Source organism: Pseudomonas arvensis (genome assembly GCF_056688935.1).
Genome location: NZ_CP162038.1, coordinates 5,993,987 through 6,011,214 on the forward strand (window position 1 = coordinate 5,993,987; position 17,228 = coordinate 6,011,214).

At 61.5% G+C, this 17,228-nt stretch carries 15 protein-coding genes; 7 read left to right on the forward strand and 8 right to left on the reverse strand.

All coding sequences use genetic code 11. The features are described 5' to 3' along the window. Nucleotides 1-395: 395 nt before the first annotated feature. A complete protein-coding gene (gene ppx, locus AB3G88_RS27375) occupies nucleotides 396-1,898 on the forward strand; it encodes an exopolyphosphatase (RefSeq protein ID WP_160385030.1) in 1,503 nt (500 codons plus the stop codon). 91 nt (nucleotides 1,899-1,989) lie between these two features. On the opposite strand, the gene ppk1 is transcribed toward ppx, so the two are convergent. Next, on the reverse strand, nucleotides 1,990-4,212 hold the full coding sequence (gene ppk1 / locus AB3G88_RS27380; RefSeq protein WP_112192727.1) for a polyphosphate kinase 1: 2,223 nt from the start codon (nucleotides 4,210-4,212) through the stop codon (nucleotides 1,990-1,992). An 18-nt stretch (nucleotides 4,213-4,230) separates the two neighbouring features. Then, the gene (gene hemB / locus AB3G88_RS27385; RefSeq protein WP_112192728.1) at nucleotides 4,231-5,244 is read right to left on the reverse strand and encodes a porphobilinogen synthase; all 1,014 of its coding nucleotides are present in this window, start codon (nucleotides 5,242-5,244) and stop codon (nucleotides 4,231-4,233) included. A 207-nt stretch (nucleotides 5,245-5,451) separates the two neighbouring features. Between hemB and AB3G88_RS27390 the strand changes: the two genes are divergently transcribed. Next, on the forward strand, nucleotides 5,452-6,087 hold the full coding sequence (locus AB3G88_RS27390) for a DedA family protein (RefSeq protein WP_099585956.1): 636 nt from the start codon (nucleotides 5,452-5,454) through the stop codon (nucleotides 6,085-6,087). Here the strand turns inward: AB3G88_RS27390 and AB3G88_RS27395 are convergent. Beyond that, nucleotides 6,068-7,303: a sterol desaturase family protein gene (locus tag AB3G88_RS27395; RefSeq protein WP_112192729.1), complete on the reverse strand. Its 1,236-nt coding sequence runs from the start codon at nucleotides 7,301-7,303 to the stop codon at nucleotides 6,068-6,070. The two genes, AB3G88_RS27390 and AB3G88_RS27395, sit on opposite strands and share 20 nt — an antisense overlap. 116 nt (nucleotides 7,304-7,419) lie before the next feature. Here AB3G88_RS27395 and elbB point away from each other — a divergent pair, with 116 nt between their 5' ends. Next, on the forward strand, nucleotides 7,420-8,085 hold the full coding sequence (gene elbB, locus AB3G88_RS27400) for an isoprenoid biosynthesis glyoxalase ElbB (RefSeq protein ID WP_099585958.1): 666 nt from the start codon (nucleotides 7,420-7,422) through the stop codon (nucleotides 8,083-8,085). Between the two features lie 70 nt (nucleotides 8,086-8,155). On the opposite strand, the gene AB3G88_RS27405 is transcribed toward elbB, so the two are convergent. Together AB3G88_RS27405 and AB3G88_RS27410 are read right to left on the reverse strand one after the other, a co-directional pair. Next, nucleotides 8,156-8,611 carry a YaiI/YqxD family protein gene (locus AB3G88_RS27405; protein ID WP_480452501.1) on the reverse strand — a complete coding sequence of 152 codons (456 nt, stop codon included), beginning with the start codon at nucleotides 8,609-8,611 and terminating at the stop codon, nucleotides 8,156-8,158. 2 nt (nucleotides 8,612-8,613) lie between these two features. After that, nucleotides 8,614-10,509 (reverse strand): FTR1 family protein, encoded by a 1,896-nt coding sequence (locus AB3G88_RS27410; RefSeq protein WP_191958828.1) that lies wholly within the window; start codon nucleotides 10,507-10,509, stop codon nucleotides 8,614-8,616. A 266-nt stretch (nucleotides 10,510-10,775) separates the two neighbouring features. Between AB3G88_RS27410 and AB3G88_RS27415 the strand changes: the two genes are divergently transcribed. From AB3G88_RS27415 to AB3G88_RS27430, 4 genes are read left to right on the forward strand one after another with little or no spacing between them, the layout of a single operon-like run. Continuing rightward, nucleotides 10,776-12,173, forward strand: a complete 1,398-nt coding sequence (locus AB3G88_RS27415) for a COG3014 family protein (RefSeq protein WP_158879212.1) — start codon at nucleotides 10,776-10,778, stop codon at nucleotides 12,171-12,173. Between the two features lie 10 nt (nucleotides 12,174-12,183). Further along, complete coding sequence (locus tag AB3G88_RS27420) at nucleotides 12,184-12,555, forward strand: YcfL family putative periplasmic lipoprotein (protein WP_480452505.1); 372 nt, start codon at nucleotides 12,184-12,186, stop codon at nucleotides 12,553-12,555. 29 nt (nucleotides 12,556-12,584) lie between these two features. After that, nucleotides 12,585-13,172 (forward strand): penicillin-binding protein activator LpoB, encoded by a 588-nt coding sequence (gene lpoB / locus AB3G88_RS27425; RefSeq protein ID WP_099585963.1) that lies wholly within the window; start codon nucleotides 12,585-12,587, stop codon nucleotides 13,170-13,172. Between the two features lie 3 nt (nucleotides 13,173-13,175). Beyond that, a complete protein-coding gene (locus AB3G88_RS27430) occupies nucleotides 13,176-13,916 on the forward strand; it encodes a penicillin-binding protein activator LpoB (protein WP_099585964.1) in 741 nt (246 codons plus the stop codon). A gap of 80 nt (nucleotides 13,917-13,996) precedes the next feature. Here AB3G88_RS27430 and AB3G88_RS27435 read toward each other — a convergent pair whose 3' ends face one another. The 3 genes from AB3G88_RS27435 to AB3G88_RS27445 form a co-directional block, all read right to left on the reverse strand. Next, entirely contained in the window at nucleotides 13,997-14,629 is a 633-nt protein-coding gene (locus AB3G88_RS27435; protein WP_099585965.1) for a LysE family transporter, read from the reverse strand. A gap of 88 nt (nucleotides 14,630-14,717) precedes the next feature. Further along, nucleotides 14,718-15,290 (reverse strand): mechanosensitive ion channel family protein, encoded by a 573-nt coding sequence (locus tag AB3G88_RS27440; protein ID WP_099585966.1) that lies wholly within the window; start codon nucleotides 15,288-15,290, stop codon nucleotides 14,718-14,720. Continuing rightward, nucleotides 15,290-17,200: an ATP-binding cassette domain-containing protein gene (locus AB3G88_RS27445; RefSeq protein ID WP_099585967.1), complete on the reverse strand. Its 1,911-nt coding sequence runs from the start codon at nucleotides 17,198-17,200 to the stop codon at nucleotides 15,290-15,292. The genes AB3G88_RS27440 and AB3G88_RS27445 overlap by 1 nt, the downstream gene beginning before the upstream one ends. Nucleotides 17,201-17,228: the final 28 nt, after the last annotated feature.

The following is a 17,228-nucleotide window of genomic DNA, read 5'->3' on the forward strand; positions in this document are numbered from 1 at the left end:
CAAACCATAAATAAATAACACCACGGCAAAATTGCCGAGTGACAGTCTGTCTCTTTGGCACTTACCTAAAGAATAAGACAACCCTTTAATTGGTGTCGGAGCGATAAAAATAAACTGTCATCCGTGCCTTCCCCATCAGTAGGCTTGAGCAAAATAATGAATAGAACACTGACTCACAGGCTGTAGGCCAAATCAAAGCTAAGCGTAAAAGGCCCCTAAGTTAAAATCCCCTACAGTGGCTCGCGCACTTGCGAGCAGCAGCTTAAGACGACAGCCTACACTTCCTACAAACAACACCTACAGACGTCGCCGGCGACATTCCCGAAGCACAACGCGTTGGCGTCAGCGGTCGATCGTGGCACGATGGTCAGGTTATCGACCGAGACCCCCAAACCATGCCGCAATCCCAAGCCAAGAATCTGTCCCTGATCGCCGCCATCGACCTGGGCTCGAACAGCTTTCACATGGTCGTGGCCAAGGCCCAGAACGGCGAAATCCGCATCCTTGAGCGGCTCGGAGAGAAAGTGCAACTGGCTGCCGGGATCGACGACGCGCGCCAGCTCAATGAAGAATCCATGCAACGCGGGCTCGATTGCCTCAAGCGTTTTGCCCAACTGATCAACGGCATGCCCCTGGGCGCGGTGCGGATCGTCGGCACCAACGCCCTGCGCGAAGCGCGCAACCGTGGCGAATTCATCCGCCGCGCCGAGGAAATCCTCGGGCACCCGGTAGAAGTCATCTCCGGTCGTGAAGAAGCGCGCCTGATCTACCTCGGCGTGTCCCACACCCTGGCCGACACCCCCGGCAAGCGCCTGGTGGCGGACATCGGCGGCGGCAGCACCGAGTTCATCATCGGCCAGCGTTTCGAACCACTGCTGCGCGAAAGCCTGCAGATGGGTTGCGTCAGCTATACCCAGCGCTATTTCAAGGACGGCAAGATCACCCCGGCGCGCTACGCCCAGGCCTACACCGCAGCGCGGCTGGAGATCATGAGCATCGAGCACGCCCTGCACCGCCTGACCTGGGATGAAGCCATCGGCTCATCCGGCACCATCCGGGCCATCGGCCTGGCCCTCAAGGCCGGTGGGCATGGCACGGGCGAGGTCAACGCCGAAGGCCTGGCCTGGCTCAAGCGCAAGCTGTTCAAACTCGGGGATGCGGAGAAAATCGACTTCGACGGCATCAAGCCCGACCGCCGCACCATTTTCCCGGCCGGCCTGGCGATTCTCGAAGCCATCTTCGACGCCCTTGAACTGCAACGCATGGACCACTGCGACGGTGCCCTGCGTGAAGGCGTGCTCTACGATCTGCTGGGCCGCCATCACCACGAAGACGTGCGTGAACGCACCCTCAGTTCGCTGATGGAGCGCTATCACGTTGACCTGGAACAAGCGGCACGTGTAGAGCGCAAAGCCCTGCATGCCTTCGACCAGGTGGCCGAGGATTGGGACCTGGAAGACGGTGTATGGCGCGAGCTGCTGGGCTGGGCCGCCAAGGTGCATGAAGTGGGCCTGGACATCGCCCACTACCATTACCACAAGCACGGCGCCTACCTGATCGAGCACTCCGACCTGGCCGGTTTTTCCCGGGAAGACCAGCAGATGCTTGCGCTGCTGGTACGCGGCCATCGCCGAAACATCCCCAAGGATAAATTCGCCGAGTTCGGTGATGAAGGCATCAAGCTGATCCGCCTGTGCGTGCTGCTGCGCTTCGCGATCCTGTTCCACCACATCCGTGGCACCCAGGAAATGCCCCAGGTCAAACTGCGTGCCGATGGCGACAGCCTGGAAGTGATGTTCCCCAAAGGCTGGCTGGATGAAAACCAGCTGACCCAGGCGGACTTTGCCCAGGAAGCGGAGTGGCTGACGCGGGTGGGGTTCAGCCTGAACCTGCGCTGACTCGATCCAAAGAACACCGCAAAAAAAATGTGGGAGGGGGCAAGTCGAATCGTCGCACCGCCCCTCCCACATTTTCAGACCTTATTGCGTGTCAGTTCACCGCAAGAATCGGGCTGCCCAACTTCTCCAGCAACGTCGCCTGCGCGCTGCGCGGGTTCTGGTTGCCGGTTGGCGTGTTGCGCACGTAACGACCGTCCGACTGCAGGCTCCAGCTGTGGGTATTGTCGGTCAGGTAGCTTTCCAGCTCCTTCTTCACTCGCATGATCAGTTTCTTGCCTTCCACCGGGAAGCAGGTCTCCACACGCTTGTCGAGGTTGCGCTCCATCCAGTCGGCACTGGAGAGGAACATCTGCTCTTCGCCGCCGTTGAGGAAGTAGAAGACCCGCGTGTGCTCCAGGAAGCGGCCGATGATCGAGCGCACATGGATGTTGTGCGACACCCCGACAATGCCCGGACGCAGGCAGCACATGCCACGCACCACCAGGTCGATGCGCACGCCGGACTGGCTGGCCTTGTACAGCGCGCGGATGATCTTCGGATCGGTCAGCGAGTTGAACTTGGCAATGATGTGCGCCGGTTTGCCATCGAGGGCGAACTGGGTCTCGCGGGCAATCATGTCGAGCATGCCCTTCTTGAGGGTGAACGGCGCGTGCAGCAGCTTCTTCATGCGCAATGTCTTGCCCATGCCGATCAACTGGCTGAACAACTTGCCGACGTCTTCACACAAGGCGTCGTCGGAGGTCAGCAGGCTGTAGTCGGTGTAGAGCTTGGCGTTGCCGGCGTGGTAGTTGCCGGTGCCCAAGTGGGCGTAACGCACAATTTCGCCGGCTTCGCGGCGCAGGATCAGCATCATCTTGGCGTGGGTCTTGAAGCCGACTACGCCGTAGATCACCACCGCGCCGGCCGCTTGCAGACGGCTGGCCAGTTGCAGGTTGGATTCTTCGTCAAACCGCGCACGCAATTCGATCACGGCCGTGACTTCCTTGCCGTTACGCGCGGCGTCCACCAGCGCATCGACGATTTCCGAGTTGGCACCCGAGCGATACAGGGTCTGGCGTACGGCCAGGACGTGTGGGTCCTTGGCGGCCTGGCGCAGCAGGTCGACCACCGGGGTGAAGGACTCGAACGGGTGCAGCAGCAGGATGTCCTGCTTGCTCACGACGCTGAAGATGTTCTCGCTGTTTTGCAGCAGTTTCGGAATCTGCGGAGTGAACGGCGTGTATTGCAGCTCCGGATGGCTGTCCAGGCCAGTGATGCTGAACAGGCGCGTCAGGTTCACCGGGCCGTTGACCTGGTACAACTCGGTCTCGCTGAGGTTGAACTGCTTGAGCAGGTAGTCCGACAGGTGTTTGGGGCAAGTGTCGGCCACTTCCAGGCGCACTGCATCGCCGTAGCGCCGCGAGAACAGCTCACCGCGCAGGGCACGGGCCAAGTCTTCGACGTCTTCGGAGTCCAGCGCCAGGTCGGCGTTACGGGTCAGGCGGAACTGGTAGCAGCCCTTGACCTTCATGCCTTGGAACAGGTCATCGGCGTGGGCGTGGATCATCGACGAGAGGAATACATAGTTGTCGCCAGCGCCCCCCACCTCTTCCGGTACCTTGATGATCCGTGGCAACAGGCGCGGGGCCGGGATGATCGCCAGGCCGGAATCGCGACCGAAGGCGTCGATACCTTCCAGCTCGACGATAAAGTTGAGGCTTTTGTTCACCAGCAACGGGAACGGGTGCGTCGGGTCGAGGCCGATAGGAGTGATGATCGGCGCGATCTCGTCGCGGAAATAGCGGCGCACCCACGTCTTGATCTTGGTGGTCCAGTGACGGCGGCGGATGAAGCGGACCTGATGTTTTTCCAGCTCCGGCAGCAAAATATCGTTGAGGATCGCGTATTGGCGGTCCACATGGCCGTGCACCAGCTCGCTGATGCGCGCCAGTGCCTGGTGCGGTTGCAGTCCGTCGGCACCGGCTTGTTCACGGGCGAAAGTGATCTGCTTTTTGAGGCCGGCGACGCGGATCTCGAAGAACTCGTCCAGGTTGCTGGAGAAAATCAGCAGGAATTTCAGGCGCTCCAGCAACGGGTAGGACTCATCCAGCGCCTGTTCCAGCACGCGGATGTTGAATTGCAGTTGCGACAACTCGCGGTGGATATACAGGCTGCTGTCATCCAGGTTGGTCACCAGGGGCGCCGGCGCCGGCGCTGGCACTTCGGCCACCACGGCAGGCGGGGCCGGCTCCAGCTCGGGAGGTGTCTCGGTGACTTGTTCAACCACCGGGTGAGCGTCTTTTACTGCAACTTCGGAGAGTCCTTCGGTATTCATCGAATGTTCCTGTGAGGGCTATTGTTGCTCTCTAAGCAATTGGGCGGCGCGGGCGGCAAAGTAGGTCAGAATGCCATCAGCCCCCGCGCGTTTAAAGGCCGTCAGGGATTCCAGAATCACCCCTTCACTCAACCATCCGTTCTGTATTGCAGCCATGTGCATCGCGTATTCGCCGCTGACCTGATAGACAAAGGTCGGCACCTTGAATTCATCTTTGACCCGCCAAAGGATGTCCAGGTACGGCATCCCCGGCTTGACCATCACCATGTCGGCGCCTTCGGCCAGATCGGCCGCCACTTCGTGCAAGGCTTCGTGGCTGTTGGCCGGGTCCATCTGGTACGAGGCCTTATTGGCCTTGCCCAGATTCAGCGCCGAGCCCACCGCATCGCGGAACGGGCCGTAGTAGGCGCTTGCGTACTTGGCCGAGTACGCCATGATCCGCACATTGACGTGGCCTGCCAGCTCCAGGGCTTCGCGAATCGCCTGGATACGTCCGTCCATCATGTCCGACGGTGCAACCACCTGGGCGCCTGCCGCAGCGTGGGACAAGGCCTGCTTGACCAACGCATCGACGGTGATGTCGTTCTGGACATAACCCTCTTCGTCCAGAATGCCATCCTGGCCGTGGGTGGTGAACGGGTCCAACGCCACGTCGGTGATCACGCCCAGCTCCGGGAAACGCTCGCGCAGGGCGCGGGTAGCGCGCTGGGCAATCCCGTCCGGGTTCCAGGCTTCGGCAGCGTCGAGGGACTTGAGTTCGGCCGGCGTGACCGGGAACAGCGCCAACGCCGGAATCCCCAATTCGACCCAACCCGCCGCCTCTTCAAGCAACAGGTCAATAGTCAGGCGCTCCACCCCCGGCATCGACGCCACCGCTTCCCGACGATTTGCGCCGTCGAGCACAAACACCGGCAGGATCAGATCATTCGTCGTCAGGACGTTTTCACGAACCAGACGGCGTGAAAAATCATCACGGCGATTGCGACGCAGACGAGTGGCGGGGAACAGGCGATTGGCAGGGGTAAAGCTCACGACAGACTCCTGAGCCCGGGTTTACGGGCGAGCGTTGCAGTTATAAGCGGCCATTATGACGAAGGTATGACAGTTGTGCTTATCGATGCGACCTGTAGTCGCATTCGTCGTTTATGTAGGAATTGTTCACTTCGTGACACATCTCGATACTTTCATGAATGTTCACGAAGGCGTAGGCTGCGCGTTCATTTCGCCAGCACCCAGACCATGCTTCAACAATTTCTGCATGACTTCGGCTACTTTGCCCTCTTCCTCGGGACCTTCTTTGAAGGCGAGACCATTCTGGTGCTCGCAGGCTTCCTGGCGTTCCGTGGCTACATGGATATCAACCTGGTGGTGGTCGTTGCCTTCTTTGGCAGCTACGCCGGCGACCAGCTCTGGTATTACATGGGGCGCAAGCATGGCCGCAAGCTGCTGGCACGCAAACCGCGCTGGCAATTGATGGGCGACAAGGCGCTGGAACATATCCGCAAACACCCGGATATCTGGGTGCTGAGCTTTCGCTTCGTCTATGGATTGCGCACAGTGATGCCGGTGGCGATTGGCCTGTCAGGCTACCCGCCACTGCGCTACCTGATCCTCAACGGGATTGGTGCTGCGATCTGGGCCGCGGCCTTGGGTGCGGCGGCTTACCACTTCGGCGCAGTGCTGGAAGGCATGCTCGGCAGCGTCAAAAAGTACGAATTGTGGGTCCTCGGCGCATTGTTGCTGCTGGGCTTTGCCCTGTGGCTGCGCCGCCGCTTCAAGAACGCCCGCATTGCCCGCCAGGCCTGTGCCGACGCCAAGGCCAGGCTCGCAGCCGAGCCGGCCTCGGTCGAAGCGCCTAAGACACCAGTCGAGTAAGCCGGCTTCTACAGCAGTAGAGGCCGATCACGCTGAGCAGGCTGTAACTCAGCAGCCCCAGCCAGCCAAGGTGGCTGGCCGGCCACAGCCCGACCTGCGGCGCCAGCCACACCAGCGGCACATTCAGCGCCAGGCGCGCCAGCTCGGCCTTCAAGGCCCACGGGCGATTCTCCAGGGCCACGCCCAAAGTAAACAACCCCAGCGCCATCCCACTCCAGCCCAAGACCAACGCTGCCGTGGGCAAACCCTCGCCGACATTCATCAAATAGCTGCCAAACCCCACATATGCCGCAAACTGCAGGGCGATGTACACCTGTTGGCGCACGTCCAGCGGCACTTCGAATTTTCGGAACTGGCTCAAGTCGGGCTTGGCCAGGGGGTATTTGGCCTGCACGTCCGCCGGACGCCAGCCGGTGCGCATGAACCAGATGCGCAGCTTGTCCCACTTGCTCTCGGTACGCCGTGCATCGCTCCACAGCTGCGCATAGAACTGCAGGTTGGCCCACAGCGGGTTCCAACTGGCCAGGGGCGTGGTCACGCCGAAAACCACCGGTTCGTTGTCGTCTTCTTCCTGGAAGGTGCCGAACAGCCGGTCCCAAAAAATGAACACCCCGCCATAGTTGCGATCCATGTAGAGAGCGTTCTGTGCATGGTGGGCCCGATGATTGGACGGCGTGACGAAGCACCACTCGAACCAGCCGAGCTTGGGCACATGGCGGGTGTGCACCCAGAATTGATAGAGCAGGTTGAGGGACGCCACGCTGATGAACACCACCAGCGGCACGCCGAGCACGGCCAGAGGCAGGTAGAAGACCCAGCTCAACAGGAAACCCGTGCTGGTCTGGCGCAGGGCGGTGCTGAGGTTGTAGTCCTCGCTCTGGTGGTGCACCGAGTGCGCGGCCCACAGGATGTTGCGCTCGTGGCCCATGCGATGCAGCCAGTAGTAGCAGAAGTCGTAGAGCACAAAGGCGAAGACCCAGGACCAGACGCTCTGGGTCGGCAGCTCGATCACGGCCAGGTGCTTGAGGGCGAATGCGTAGGTCAACAGCCCTACGCCCTTGGTCAACAGCCCGGTAGTGGTGGACAGCACGCCGGTGCTGAGGCTGTTGATGGCGTCCGCCACCCTGTAGTTGCGCTGACCACGCCAACGGTCGGCGAGCAGCTCCACTACGATCAAGGCAATGAAAAACGGTACCGCGTAAGGCACGAAGTCCATGGGCTAGTCCGGTCTATTTTTGTTACATCAAGATTAGGTGCAGAGGCGTGAGATCCCATTGGCAACAGGTTACAAATTAGTAGACATTTAACGCCAAGACTCCAGGAGAAATGCCCATGAGCAAAAAGATTGCAGTGATCCTTTCCGGCTGCGGCGTGTATGACGGCGCAGAGATCCACGAAAGCGTGATCACCTTGCTGCGCCTGGACCAGCGCGGCGCTCAGGTCCAATGCTTTGCCCCCGACATGCCACAGTTGCACGTGATCAACCACCTCACCGGCGAAGAAATACCCGAGTCGCGCAATGTGCTGGTGGAATCGGCGCGCATTGCCCGAGGCGAGGTGAAAGACATCAAAGAGGCCAATGCCGAAGACTTCGATGCGCTGATCGTGCCCGGCGGGTTTGGCGCGGCCAAGAACCTGTCGGACTTTGCGGTGAAAGGCGCCGAGTGCAGCGTCAATCCACAGGTGTTGGCACTGGCCGAAGCCTTTGCCGAGGCCGGCAAGCCGGTGGGGCTGATCTGTATTTCACCGGCCCTGGCTGCCAAGATCTACGGCCCCGGTGTGACCTGCACCATTGGCAACTGTGCCGACACTGCCGCCGCACTGGACAAGATGGGCGCCATCCACCAGGAGTGCGCGGTTGAAGACATCGTCGAAGACAAGGCGCGCAAGCTGGTGAGCACTCCGGCTTACATGCTCGGCAAGAGCATCAGTGAAGTGGCCTCGGGCATCAACAAACTGGTGGATCGGGTGCTGGAGCTGACCCACGAAAACGACTGACCCGCTCACAAAGCACTCAATTGTGGTGAGCGGGCTTTCCCGCGCGAGGCAAGCTCGCTCACCACAGGAGTCAGGCCGGGCGCATCAACTTAGTGAGGATGCGGTCCAGGGCATTGGCGAACGCCTGCTTATCCTTCTCACTATGGGGCGGTGGCCCGCCGCCCATCTGGCCTTGCTCACGCAGATCGGTGAACAGGTTACGCACCGCCAGGCGCTCACTCATGTTCGCGGGGCTGAACTCCTTGCCCCGTGGGTCAAGCGCCGTGACGGCCTTCTTGACCAGGCGATCGGCCAACGGCACATCGCTGCAGATCACCAGTTCGCCGGGCACGGCGTGCTCCACCAGGTAATCATCCGCCGCGTCCGGGCCGCTGGGCACCACAATCAGCTTCACACAGGCAAAGCTCGGCTTGATCTGACTCTGCCCGGCCACCAGCACCACCTCGAACTGGCGCTTGAGGGCAAACTTGACCACCTGGTCCTTCGCCGCCCGAGGGCAGGCGTCGGCGTCGATCCATACCCGCATGATCAAGCCGCCACGCGGCGTTTTTCGGCCAAACGGCTGCGGCCATACAGCACCACAATCGCCAGGATCGCCACCGCCTGCGCGCTCAACGAATAGGCGTCGGCGTGGATGCCCAGCCAGTCGAAGTCAAAGAACGCCACCGGCCGCGTGCCGAAGATGCCGGCTTCCTGCAACGCCTTGACGCCATGCCCGGCGAAGACCACCGACAGTGCGCACAACAGCGCTGCGTTGATGCCGAAGAACAGCGCCAGCGGCAACCTTGCCGAACCGCGCAGGATCACCCAGGCCAGGCCCACCAGCAGCACCAGCGCTGTGGCGCCGCCCGCCAGCACAGCGTTGTGCCCGGCCGGCCCGGCTTGCAGCCACAGGGTTTCGTAGAACAGGATCACTTCGAACAACTCGCGGTATACCGAGAAAAACGCCAGCACGGCGAAACCGAAACGCCCACCACCGCCCACCAGGCTGCTCTTGATGTAGTCCTGCCACGCCGCTGCATGGCGGCGGTCGTGCATCCACACGCCCAGCCACAGCACCATGACACTGGCGAACAGGGCCGTGCAGCCTTCAAGCAATTCGCGCTGGGCGCCGCTCACGTCAATCACGTACGCCGCCAAGGCCCAGGTGGCCAAGCCCGCCAGCAGCGCCAGGCCCCAGCCGACGTTAACGCTGCGCACCGCCGATTGCTGGCCGGTGTTACGCAGGAAGGCGAGGATCGCCGCCAGCACCAGAATCGCTTCCAGGCCTTCGCGCAGCAGAATCAGCAGACCCGAGATGTAGCTCAACGACCAACTCAAGCCGTCGCTGCCCAACAACCCGGCGGATTCGGTGAGTTTGCCTTTGGCGACGTCCAGGCGCTGCTGCACCTGCTCAAGCGGCAAGCCGTCCTGCAGCGATTGCCGATAGGCCATCAGGGCCTTCTCGGTGTCCTTGCGCACGTTGGCGTCGACGTTGTCCAGGGAGCTTTCCACCAGCTCGAAGCCTTCCAGATAAGCCGCTACGGACAGGTCGTAGGCTTGTTCGTGGTCGCCATTACGGAACGCGGCGAGGCTCTTGTCCAACGTCGTCGCGGTGTAATCGAGCAATTGCGCCGGGCCACGCTTGACCTGCGGCGGCTGCGCCCGCTGGGCGCGGAAGGTGGCGGCAGCGGCCGGGCCGTTGGCGGCCAACACTTCGTTGGGGGTTTGGCGTGCCAGATCGGCGAGGTTGAAGGGCTGCTCACTTTTTGCCGCCGTGGGGTCAGCGGTGAAGCCGGCGATGTAAGTGGCCAGGTCCCAGCGCTGACGGTCGTCCAACTGGTCGGCGAAGGACGGCATATCGGTGCCTTCGACGCCCAGGCCCAGGGTGTTGTAGATCGCGTAGAGGCTCAGGCGATCCAGCCGCGTGGCATCCCGCAGGTTGGCAGGCGGCGGCGTCATGCCCACGCTCGCCGGGCCATCACCGGCGCCGGCCGTGCCGTGGCATACCGAGCAATGCTGGGCATAGAGCGGTGCGCCGCGTGTCGGGTCCGGCGTGATGACCGGGGCCTGGCTGACTTCATACGCCACAGCCAGCTTCGCGCCCAACTGACGGGCCTGACGAGCGACAATCGCGCCGTCCTCGTGCGCTTTGACGGCTGACAGTAACTCATCAACACCCTTGACCAACTCGGCGCGCTCAGGCTTTTGCGGCAAGTCCGCCACCAGCCCCTGCAACACCCCGAGAAACTCCACCTGCTCGCGGTATTCCGAATCATCCACCACCTTGCCCGCCTCCACCGTCGGCGGATAGTCAGCGCCAATGTAGTCCAGTAAATGCAGGGCTTGTGGCGCGCCTTCGGCAGTCGCGGCCAACAGGTTGAAGCTGCACGACATCAACGCCGGCAACAACAGCCAGGCGAGAAAACGGAAGGGGGCAGTCATGAATGAATCTCAAAGGGAAATACGAAGTAACACATTGTTAGGGCTTCAGGGGTTTGACTCAAGCCGTAAGTGATCTGGCGTGGTCAAGCACGACGACTTTAACGCGAAGTGGTGGCATTTTTGTGGGCAGCATCACGGCAAAAAGCCATTGTTTTGCCAGTAACGGCGCCTATAATGCCGCGCCCTGTTAGTGCGAAAGGGAATTTCATTCCTCGTTTTTATGAGGAATTACCACACCGGCTGACTACTTTCAGGGAAGAAGCTGCATGGCACTTCGCGCCTTACCTCCGCTCGCGCTCGTGGCGGTCACCTTGCTCTCCGGCTGTTCGATGTTCCGCAGCTACGACTCCGAGCTGCAAGCCACCAACCAGCAACTGGCCAGTGGCAATGTCGACAGCGCCTTGACCCTGCTGGAAAAGAACAATACTGGCGAAGACAAGGACCTTCTGTATTACTTCGAGAAAGGCGAGTTGCTGCGAGCCAAGGGCGACCTGACCGGTAGCCAGACCGCCTGGCGCAGGGCCGACCTGCAAGTCTACACGTGGGAAGAATCGGTCAAGTTCGACAGCGCACGGTACCTTTCCCAGTTCGGCAGCTTGCTGGCCAACGACAAAGTGCGTCGCTACGAAGGCTACGACTACGAAAAAGTCATGCTGACCACCCAGATGGCCCTGAACCTGCTGGCCCTGAATGACTTCGACGGTGCACGCACCGAAATCAAGAAAACCCACGAACGCGAAGCCGTGATCGCCGACCTGCGCGACAAGCAATACCTCAAGCGCGAGGATGAAGCCGAGCGCCAAGGTGTGACCACCCAGATGAAAGACCTGAGCGGTTACCCGGTGGAAGCCCTCAACGCGCCGGAAGTGGTCGGCCTGAAAAACAGCTACCAGAGCGCCTTCAGCCATTACCTGGCCGGTTTCGTCTACGAAGCCCTGGGTGAAAAAGACCTGGCCGCGCCTGGTTATCGCAAGGCTGCGGAGCTGCGCCCTGACACCCCGCTGCTGGAAAAGGCCCTGCTGGATCTCGACAAGTCCAAGGTCGGCGCCGATGAAACCGACGTGCTGATCGTGGTCCAGAGCGGCCTGGCGCCGGCCCGCGATTCGATCCGCCTGCCGCTGCCAATCCCGATCAACGGCAACCTGGTGATCACCCCGCTGTCTTTCCCGGTGATCAAGGCCGACCGCTCCACCGCGACCTTCACCCAGATTGGCGTCGACGGCCAGCAACAGAACCTCACGGCCCTCAATAGCACCACAGCCATGTCGCGCCGAGCCCTGCGCGATGACATGCCCGGCATCATTCTGCGCACCACCGTGCGTGCGGTCACCCGTGGCGTGGCACAAAACAACCTGAACAGGACCAACCCCATGGCGGGCCTGGTGCTGGGCATCGCCTCGGCCGTGACCGAAGGCGCCGACACCCGCACCTGGCGCACCCTGCCGGACATGACCCAAGTCACCCGCCTGCGCCTCAAGCACGGCGAGCATCAGGTCAGCCTGCCCAACGCCCTGGGCGGCACGCGAGTGATGGTCAAGGCCGACCAGCGCTACCAGGTCATCACCCTGCGCGTGGTCGGTAACCAGGTGTTTGCCGGTGGTCTTGCGGCGCATGTGGTACCGAGCACGCCGCCCCAGGCCATCGCCACCCTCAAACAACCTTAAGGAGCACGCTATGCGTCGTTTCATCCTCGGCGCCCTGGCGCTGATCCTGCTCGCCGGCTGCGCCACCCCGCCGCCGCCGGAACCCGGCAGTGCCGCGAGCAAAATCGTGGTGATGGGCAAGTTCAAGGGCGTCGCCGTCGGCGCCATTCGCGTCGCCCGCGAGAACGGCTTTCTCACCGCCAAGGTGCAGTTGAGCAATATCACCAGCAGTAACCAGACCCTGTATTACCGCTTCGCCTGGCTGGGTGCCGACGGTTTCCCAGTGGGCGATGAAGACACTTGGAAGGTGCTGAACCTTTACGTCAATCAGGCCACCTTCCTGCCGGCCATCGCCAATCTGCCCCAGGCAGCGGACTTTCGCCTCGAAGTCAAAACCCCTTGAGCCGTCCATCCTTCTTGAGAGATTTCTCCATGTTTGCACGCGTTTCGATGCTCGCCGTGGTGGCCGTCCTGGCCAGCGGTTGCTCCAATACTTCGCCCGTGTTGGGTAGCAAGAACATCAACTACGGCGATACCAAGGCCGTGGAAACGGTCACCAACGAGTTCGGTTCCACCGACCTGCAGATGATCGCCGAAAGCATGACCCGCTCCCTGGCCCAGTCCGGCATCCTGCAAGGCCGCCCGGTGGTGCAGGTGTATGACGTGAAGAACAAGACCAGCGAGTACATCGACACCCGCGAGATCACCACGTCGATCAAGACCCAGTTGATGAAGACCGGTACCGCACGCTTTGCCAGCGACAACACCGACATGCAAAGCCAGGTCGACCAGCTGAAACTGCAGAACCAGAGCGGCCTGTACAAGAAGTCCACCGTGAGCAAGACCGGCAACATGATCGCGGCCAAGTACCGACTGGAAGGCTCCATCAGTTCCATCGTCAAGCGCAGCGCGGACTACAAAGACGTGTTCTACAAGTTCAGCCTGCAACTGATCGACGTCGAGAGTGGCCTGGCCGAATGGATGGACGAAAAAGAAATCCGCAAGACCACGGAGCGCTAAGCAATGCGTGCATGGATCGGTTTGATCGGCCTGCTGTGCGCCTTTGGCGCGTCGGCGGCGCCGAAGATCGCGGTGACCGACCTGGCCTACGAGGCGCGGGTTGAGGAATACATCCACCAGGTCTCGGCCAGTAACAATTTCCAAGCCAGCAGCTACCAGGCCAGCGGCGCGGCGAGCTACAGCGAGTACGAAAGCCGCAACAGCTACATCGAGCAGACCGAGCTGCGCAAATTCAGTGGCGACATCAAAGGCGAGATCCTCAAGTCCCGCCAGTTTCAACTGGTGCAGGGCACGCCTTACACGGCCGATGCCAAGGGCGACGTCTACGACGTGATCAAGCGCATCAAGGCCGGCCACTTCAAGGGCGCGGACTACGTGCTGTTCGGCACGCTGTCAGACATCGACTTCACCCAGGACATCAACGCGCTGGACCACACCAACAGCTACTCGGCGGTGCTGGGCCTGACGCTGGTGGCGGATTTCAGCCTGATCAACACGCGCACCTTTGAAATCACCTCGGCGTTTACCGCCATGGGCGAAGGCCAGGACACCAAACTGGTGAGCAGCCGTGACCAACGCATAAGCCTGAACCGGCCACGGGTGGTGAAGGAAGTGTCGAAGACGTTGGGTGAGGATGTGGCGCGGCAGTTGGCGGAGCAGTTGGGTGGCGGCTATCAAGCGCCTGGCCAGCCGGTGTTGCGTAATAACCTGCCAAGGGATGAAGCGCCGAAAATCCTGCGCTGAGCCCAAGCTTTACAACCAACCACAAAATCAATGTGGGCGGGGGCTTGCCTCATCCCACACTTTGATTGCGTTTCGTCAGCTCAAGCCGTTGCGCGATGCAGGCTGGCGAGGAAGCCCGCTGCCCCCACAAACAACCCCGCAAACGTGCGGTTCACACGCTTCTGCTGCTTCGGCGTGCGCAACAGGCGCAGCACCTTGGACGCCAGCCCCGTGTACCCCGCCATCACAATCATATCGACGCTGATCATCGTCGCACCCAGGATCAGGTACTGGATCAGCAACGGTGCCTGCGGGTTCACGAACTGCGGCAGTACCGCCAGCATGAACACCAGGGCTTTCGGGTTGCTGGCGTTGACCAGAAAACCGCGGAACATCATCGCCATCGGTTTGCCGATCGCGCGTGGCGCGGCGTCATCGCTCATGTCCATGGGCAAGGCGCGCCATTGCTTGACGGCCAAGTACACCAGGTAGGCCACGCCGAACCATTTGATCGCATAAAACGCGGTGGACGACGCCGCCAGAATCGCACCCAGACCACCCGCCACCACGGCAATCTGCATCGCCAGGCCCAGTTGCAGGCCAATGGCGTTCCAGTAACCGCGCACAAAACCATATTGCAGGCCGCTGGACATCGAGGCGATGGCACCGGCGCCAGGGGAAAGGGAGATGATCCAACTGGCCAGGAAAAAGGCCAGCCACGTATCGAGTGCCATTGCACACCTCGGGAAGGAATTAGCGATTGTGTCTTAAGCTAACTCCGCAGGCAGAAGGCTGGCTATAGATTTTTACAAGATGTGAGTACTAGCGGTCGCCCGGAAACACATGGGTGCCTGGCCAGCGCCGCACGGAACGTTGGAAGAACAGGCTGTTGGGCACTTGCACCATCGCGCTGTCAGTCCCGGCCTCTGCGACCTCGACCAACGTGGTGTAGAGCAGGTTGATTGCTACCACACGGCCTTTCACACCCGGCTTGTCGACGGTATCCACCAGCTCGACGATGTCACCAATGCGGAACGGCCCGACCGTGAAGATCAGGATCGCGCACAGCAGGTTCGACAGCACCGACCACATCGCGAAGAACGCCACGGCGGCAACCGCAACAAACCCCGACAACGCGGTCCACAGCACCGTGGCCGACACGCCCAGGCGACCCAGCACGAAGATCAGCGCACTGCCCATGATCAGCCAGCGCAGGCCGCCGCGCAGTGGCATCAACAGTTGCGGCGGGAACGGGTAGCGCTCACCCAGGCGAGTCAGGCCTTTGGCAACGAAACGCTGGGCGAGGTAAGCGCCCAGCAGGATCAGCAGGATTTGCACACCGATCCACACAGGCTCGACCCATTGCGTCGGGATCGGCAATTGCAACGCTTCCATCAGGACAGCGCCTCCAGCTCCGCTTGCAGGGTTTCTAGCAGTTCGAGGGCTTCCATCCAGGTTTCCTCCAATTGCCCTTCACGCACCTTGAGCTTGGCCTGTTCGGCCAGCAGGTCGCGCAGCTCATCCTTGCGCGCAGCCTCGTACACCGCACTGTCGCCCAGGCTGGCTTCGATCTTGGCCAGGCGCTCGTGCAGCTTGCCCAGCTCGGCTTCCAGCTTGTCGGCTTCGCGCTTGTGCGGTGCCAACTGTTGGCGCAAGGCCGCAGCAGCCTGACGTTGAGCCTTCTTGTCGGTTTTGTCCGGGTTGATCGGCGTGTTGCTGACCGGTGCGTTGCGCAGACGGTAATCCGTCAGCCAGCGTGCGTAGTCATCCAGGTCGCCGTCGAACTCTTCGACTTTGCCATCGGCCACCAGCAGGAAGTTGTCGGTGGTGCTCTTGAGCAAGTGGCGATCGTGAGACACCACCAGTACCGCACCACTGAATTCCTGCAGGGCCATGGTCAGCGCCAGGCGCATTTCCAGGTCAAGGTGGTTGGTGGGCTCATCGAGCAGCAGCAGGTTCGGACGGTCCCAGGCGATCAGCGCCAGCGCCAGGCGCGCCTTTTCACCACCGGAGAAGTTCAGCACCGGCTCATCGATGCGCGCGCCACGGAAGTCGAAACCACCGAGGAAGTCCCGCAGGGTCTGCTCGCGCTCGGTCGGTGCCAGGCGTTGCAGGTGCAGCAGCGGGCTGGCTTTGGAGTCCAGGGAGTCCAACTGATGCTGGGCGAAGTAGCCCACCACCAGGTTCTCACCACGGGTCAGGCGGCCGGCCAGGGGTTGCAGCTCACCTGAAAGGTTCTTGATCAGCGTCGACTTGCCCGCACCGTTAGGGCCGAGCAAACCGATGCGCGCACCTGGCGTGAGCTGCAGCTTGACCTTCTCCAGGATGGTTTTGTCGCCATAACCCAGGCGGGCATCCGAGAGGTCCAACAGGGGGCTGGAGATCTTCACCGATTCGCGGAATACAAAGTCGAACGGCGAATCGACGTGGGCCGCCGACAGTTCTTCCATGCGTTCCAGGGCTTTGATCCGGCTCTGGGCCTGACGGGCCTTGGTGGCCTGGGCCTTGAACCGGGCGATGTAGCTTTCCATGTGCGCACGTTGCGCTTGCTGCTTCTCGAACGCCTGCTGTTGCTGGGCCAGGCGCTCGGCACGGGCACGCTCGAACGCAGTGTAGCCGCCCCGGTAGAGCGTGATTTTCTTCTGTTCGACGTGGGCGATGTTGTCGACCACGGCGTCGAGGAAGTCCCGGTCGTGGGAAATCAGCAGCAAGGTGCCCTGGTAGCTCTTGAGGAAATCTTCCAGCCACAGGATCGCATCAAGGTCCAAGTGGTTGGTCGGCTCGTCGAGCAGCAACAGGTCCGAGGGGCACATCAGCGCCTGGGCCAGATTGAGGCGCATGCGCCAGCCGCCGGAGAAGTCGGCGACCGGGCGGTCCATTTGCTCGTTGGTAAAGCCAAGGCCGGCAAGCATCTTGCGAGCGCGGGCATCGGCGGTGTAGCCGTCGGCGCTGTCGAGTTCCGAGTGCAGGCGGGCCTGAGCGGCGCCGTCCTGGGCTTTCTCGGCCTCGGCCAGGTCGTGTTGCACCTGGCGCAGACGCAGGTCGCCATCGAGCACGTAGTCGATCGCGATGCGGTCCAGGGTGTCGATCTCCTGGCGCATATGGGCGATGCGCCAGTCGGCCGGCAGCAGGCAATCCCCGGAATCCGGGGTCAGCTCACCCAGCAACAGGGCAAACAACGTGGATTTGCCGGCGCCGTTGGCACCGATCAGGCCGGCTTTGTGACCGGCGTGCAGGGTCAGCTCGGCGTCTTCGAGAAGACGTTGCGGGCCACGCTGTAATGTTAGGCTTTGAAGTCGGATCATAATGGCGGCGGAGTCTACCAGCTTCGTT

Bases quoted from the DNA above. Each gene is read 5' to 3' on its own strand.
- ppx (WP_160385030.1), top strand. From the start codon at position 396: ATGCCGCAATCCCAAGCCAAGAATCTGTCCCTGATCGCCGCCATCGAC.
- AB3G88_RS27395 (WP_112192729.1), bottom strand. From the start codon at position 7,303: ATGGACTTCGTGCCTTACGCGGTACCGTTTTTCATTGCCTTGATCGTA.
- AB3G88_RS27390 (WP_099585956.1), top strand. From the start codon at position 5,452: ATGCTTCAACAATTTCTGCATGACTTCGGCTACTTTGCCCTCTTCCTC.
- ppk1 (WP_112192727.1), bottom strand. From the start codon at position 4,212: ATGAATACCGAAGGACTCTCCGAAGTTGCAGTAAAAGACGCTCACCCG.
- AB3G88_RS27420 (WP_480452505.1), top strand. From the start codon at position 12,184: ATGCGTCGTTTCATCCTCGGCGCCCTGGCGCTGATCCTGCTCGCCGGC.
- AB3G88_RS27415 (WP_158879212.1), top strand. From the start codon at position 10,776: ATGGCACTTCGCGCCTTACCTCCGCTCGCGCTCGTGGCGGTCACCTTG.
- AB3G88_RS27430 (WP_099585964.1), top strand. From the start codon at position 13,176: ATGCGTGCATGGATCGGTTTGATCGGCCTGCTGTGCGCCTTTGGCGCG.
- AB3G88_RS27445 (WP_099585967.1), bottom strand. From the start codon at position 17,200: ATGATCCGACTTCAAAGCCTAACATTACAGCGTGGCCCGCAACGTCTT.
- AB3G88_RS27435 (WP_099585965.1), bottom strand. From the start codon at position 14,629: ATGGCACTCGATACGTGGCTGGCCTTTTTCCTGGCCAGTTGGATCATC.
- elbB (WP_099585958.1), top strand. From the start codon at position 7,420: ATGAGCAAAAAGATTGCAGTGATCCTTTCCGGCTGCGGCGTGTATGAC.
- AB3G88_RS27410 (WP_191958828.1), bottom strand. From the start codon at position 10,509: ATGACTGCCCCCTTCCGTTTTCTCGCCTGGCTGTTGTTGCCGGCGTTG.
- AB3G88_RS27405 (WP_480452501.1), bottom strand. From the start codon at position 8,611: ATGCGGGTATGGATCGACGCCGACGCCTGCCCTCGGGCGGCGAAGGAC.
- AB3G88_RS27440 (WP_099585966.1), bottom strand. From the start codon at position 15,290: ATGGAAGCGTTGCAATTGCCGATCCCGACGCAATGGGTCGAGCCTGTG.
- lpoB (WP_099585963.1), top strand. From the start codon at position 12,585: ATGTTTGCACGCGTTTCGATGCTCGCCGTGGTGGCCGTCCTGGCCAGC.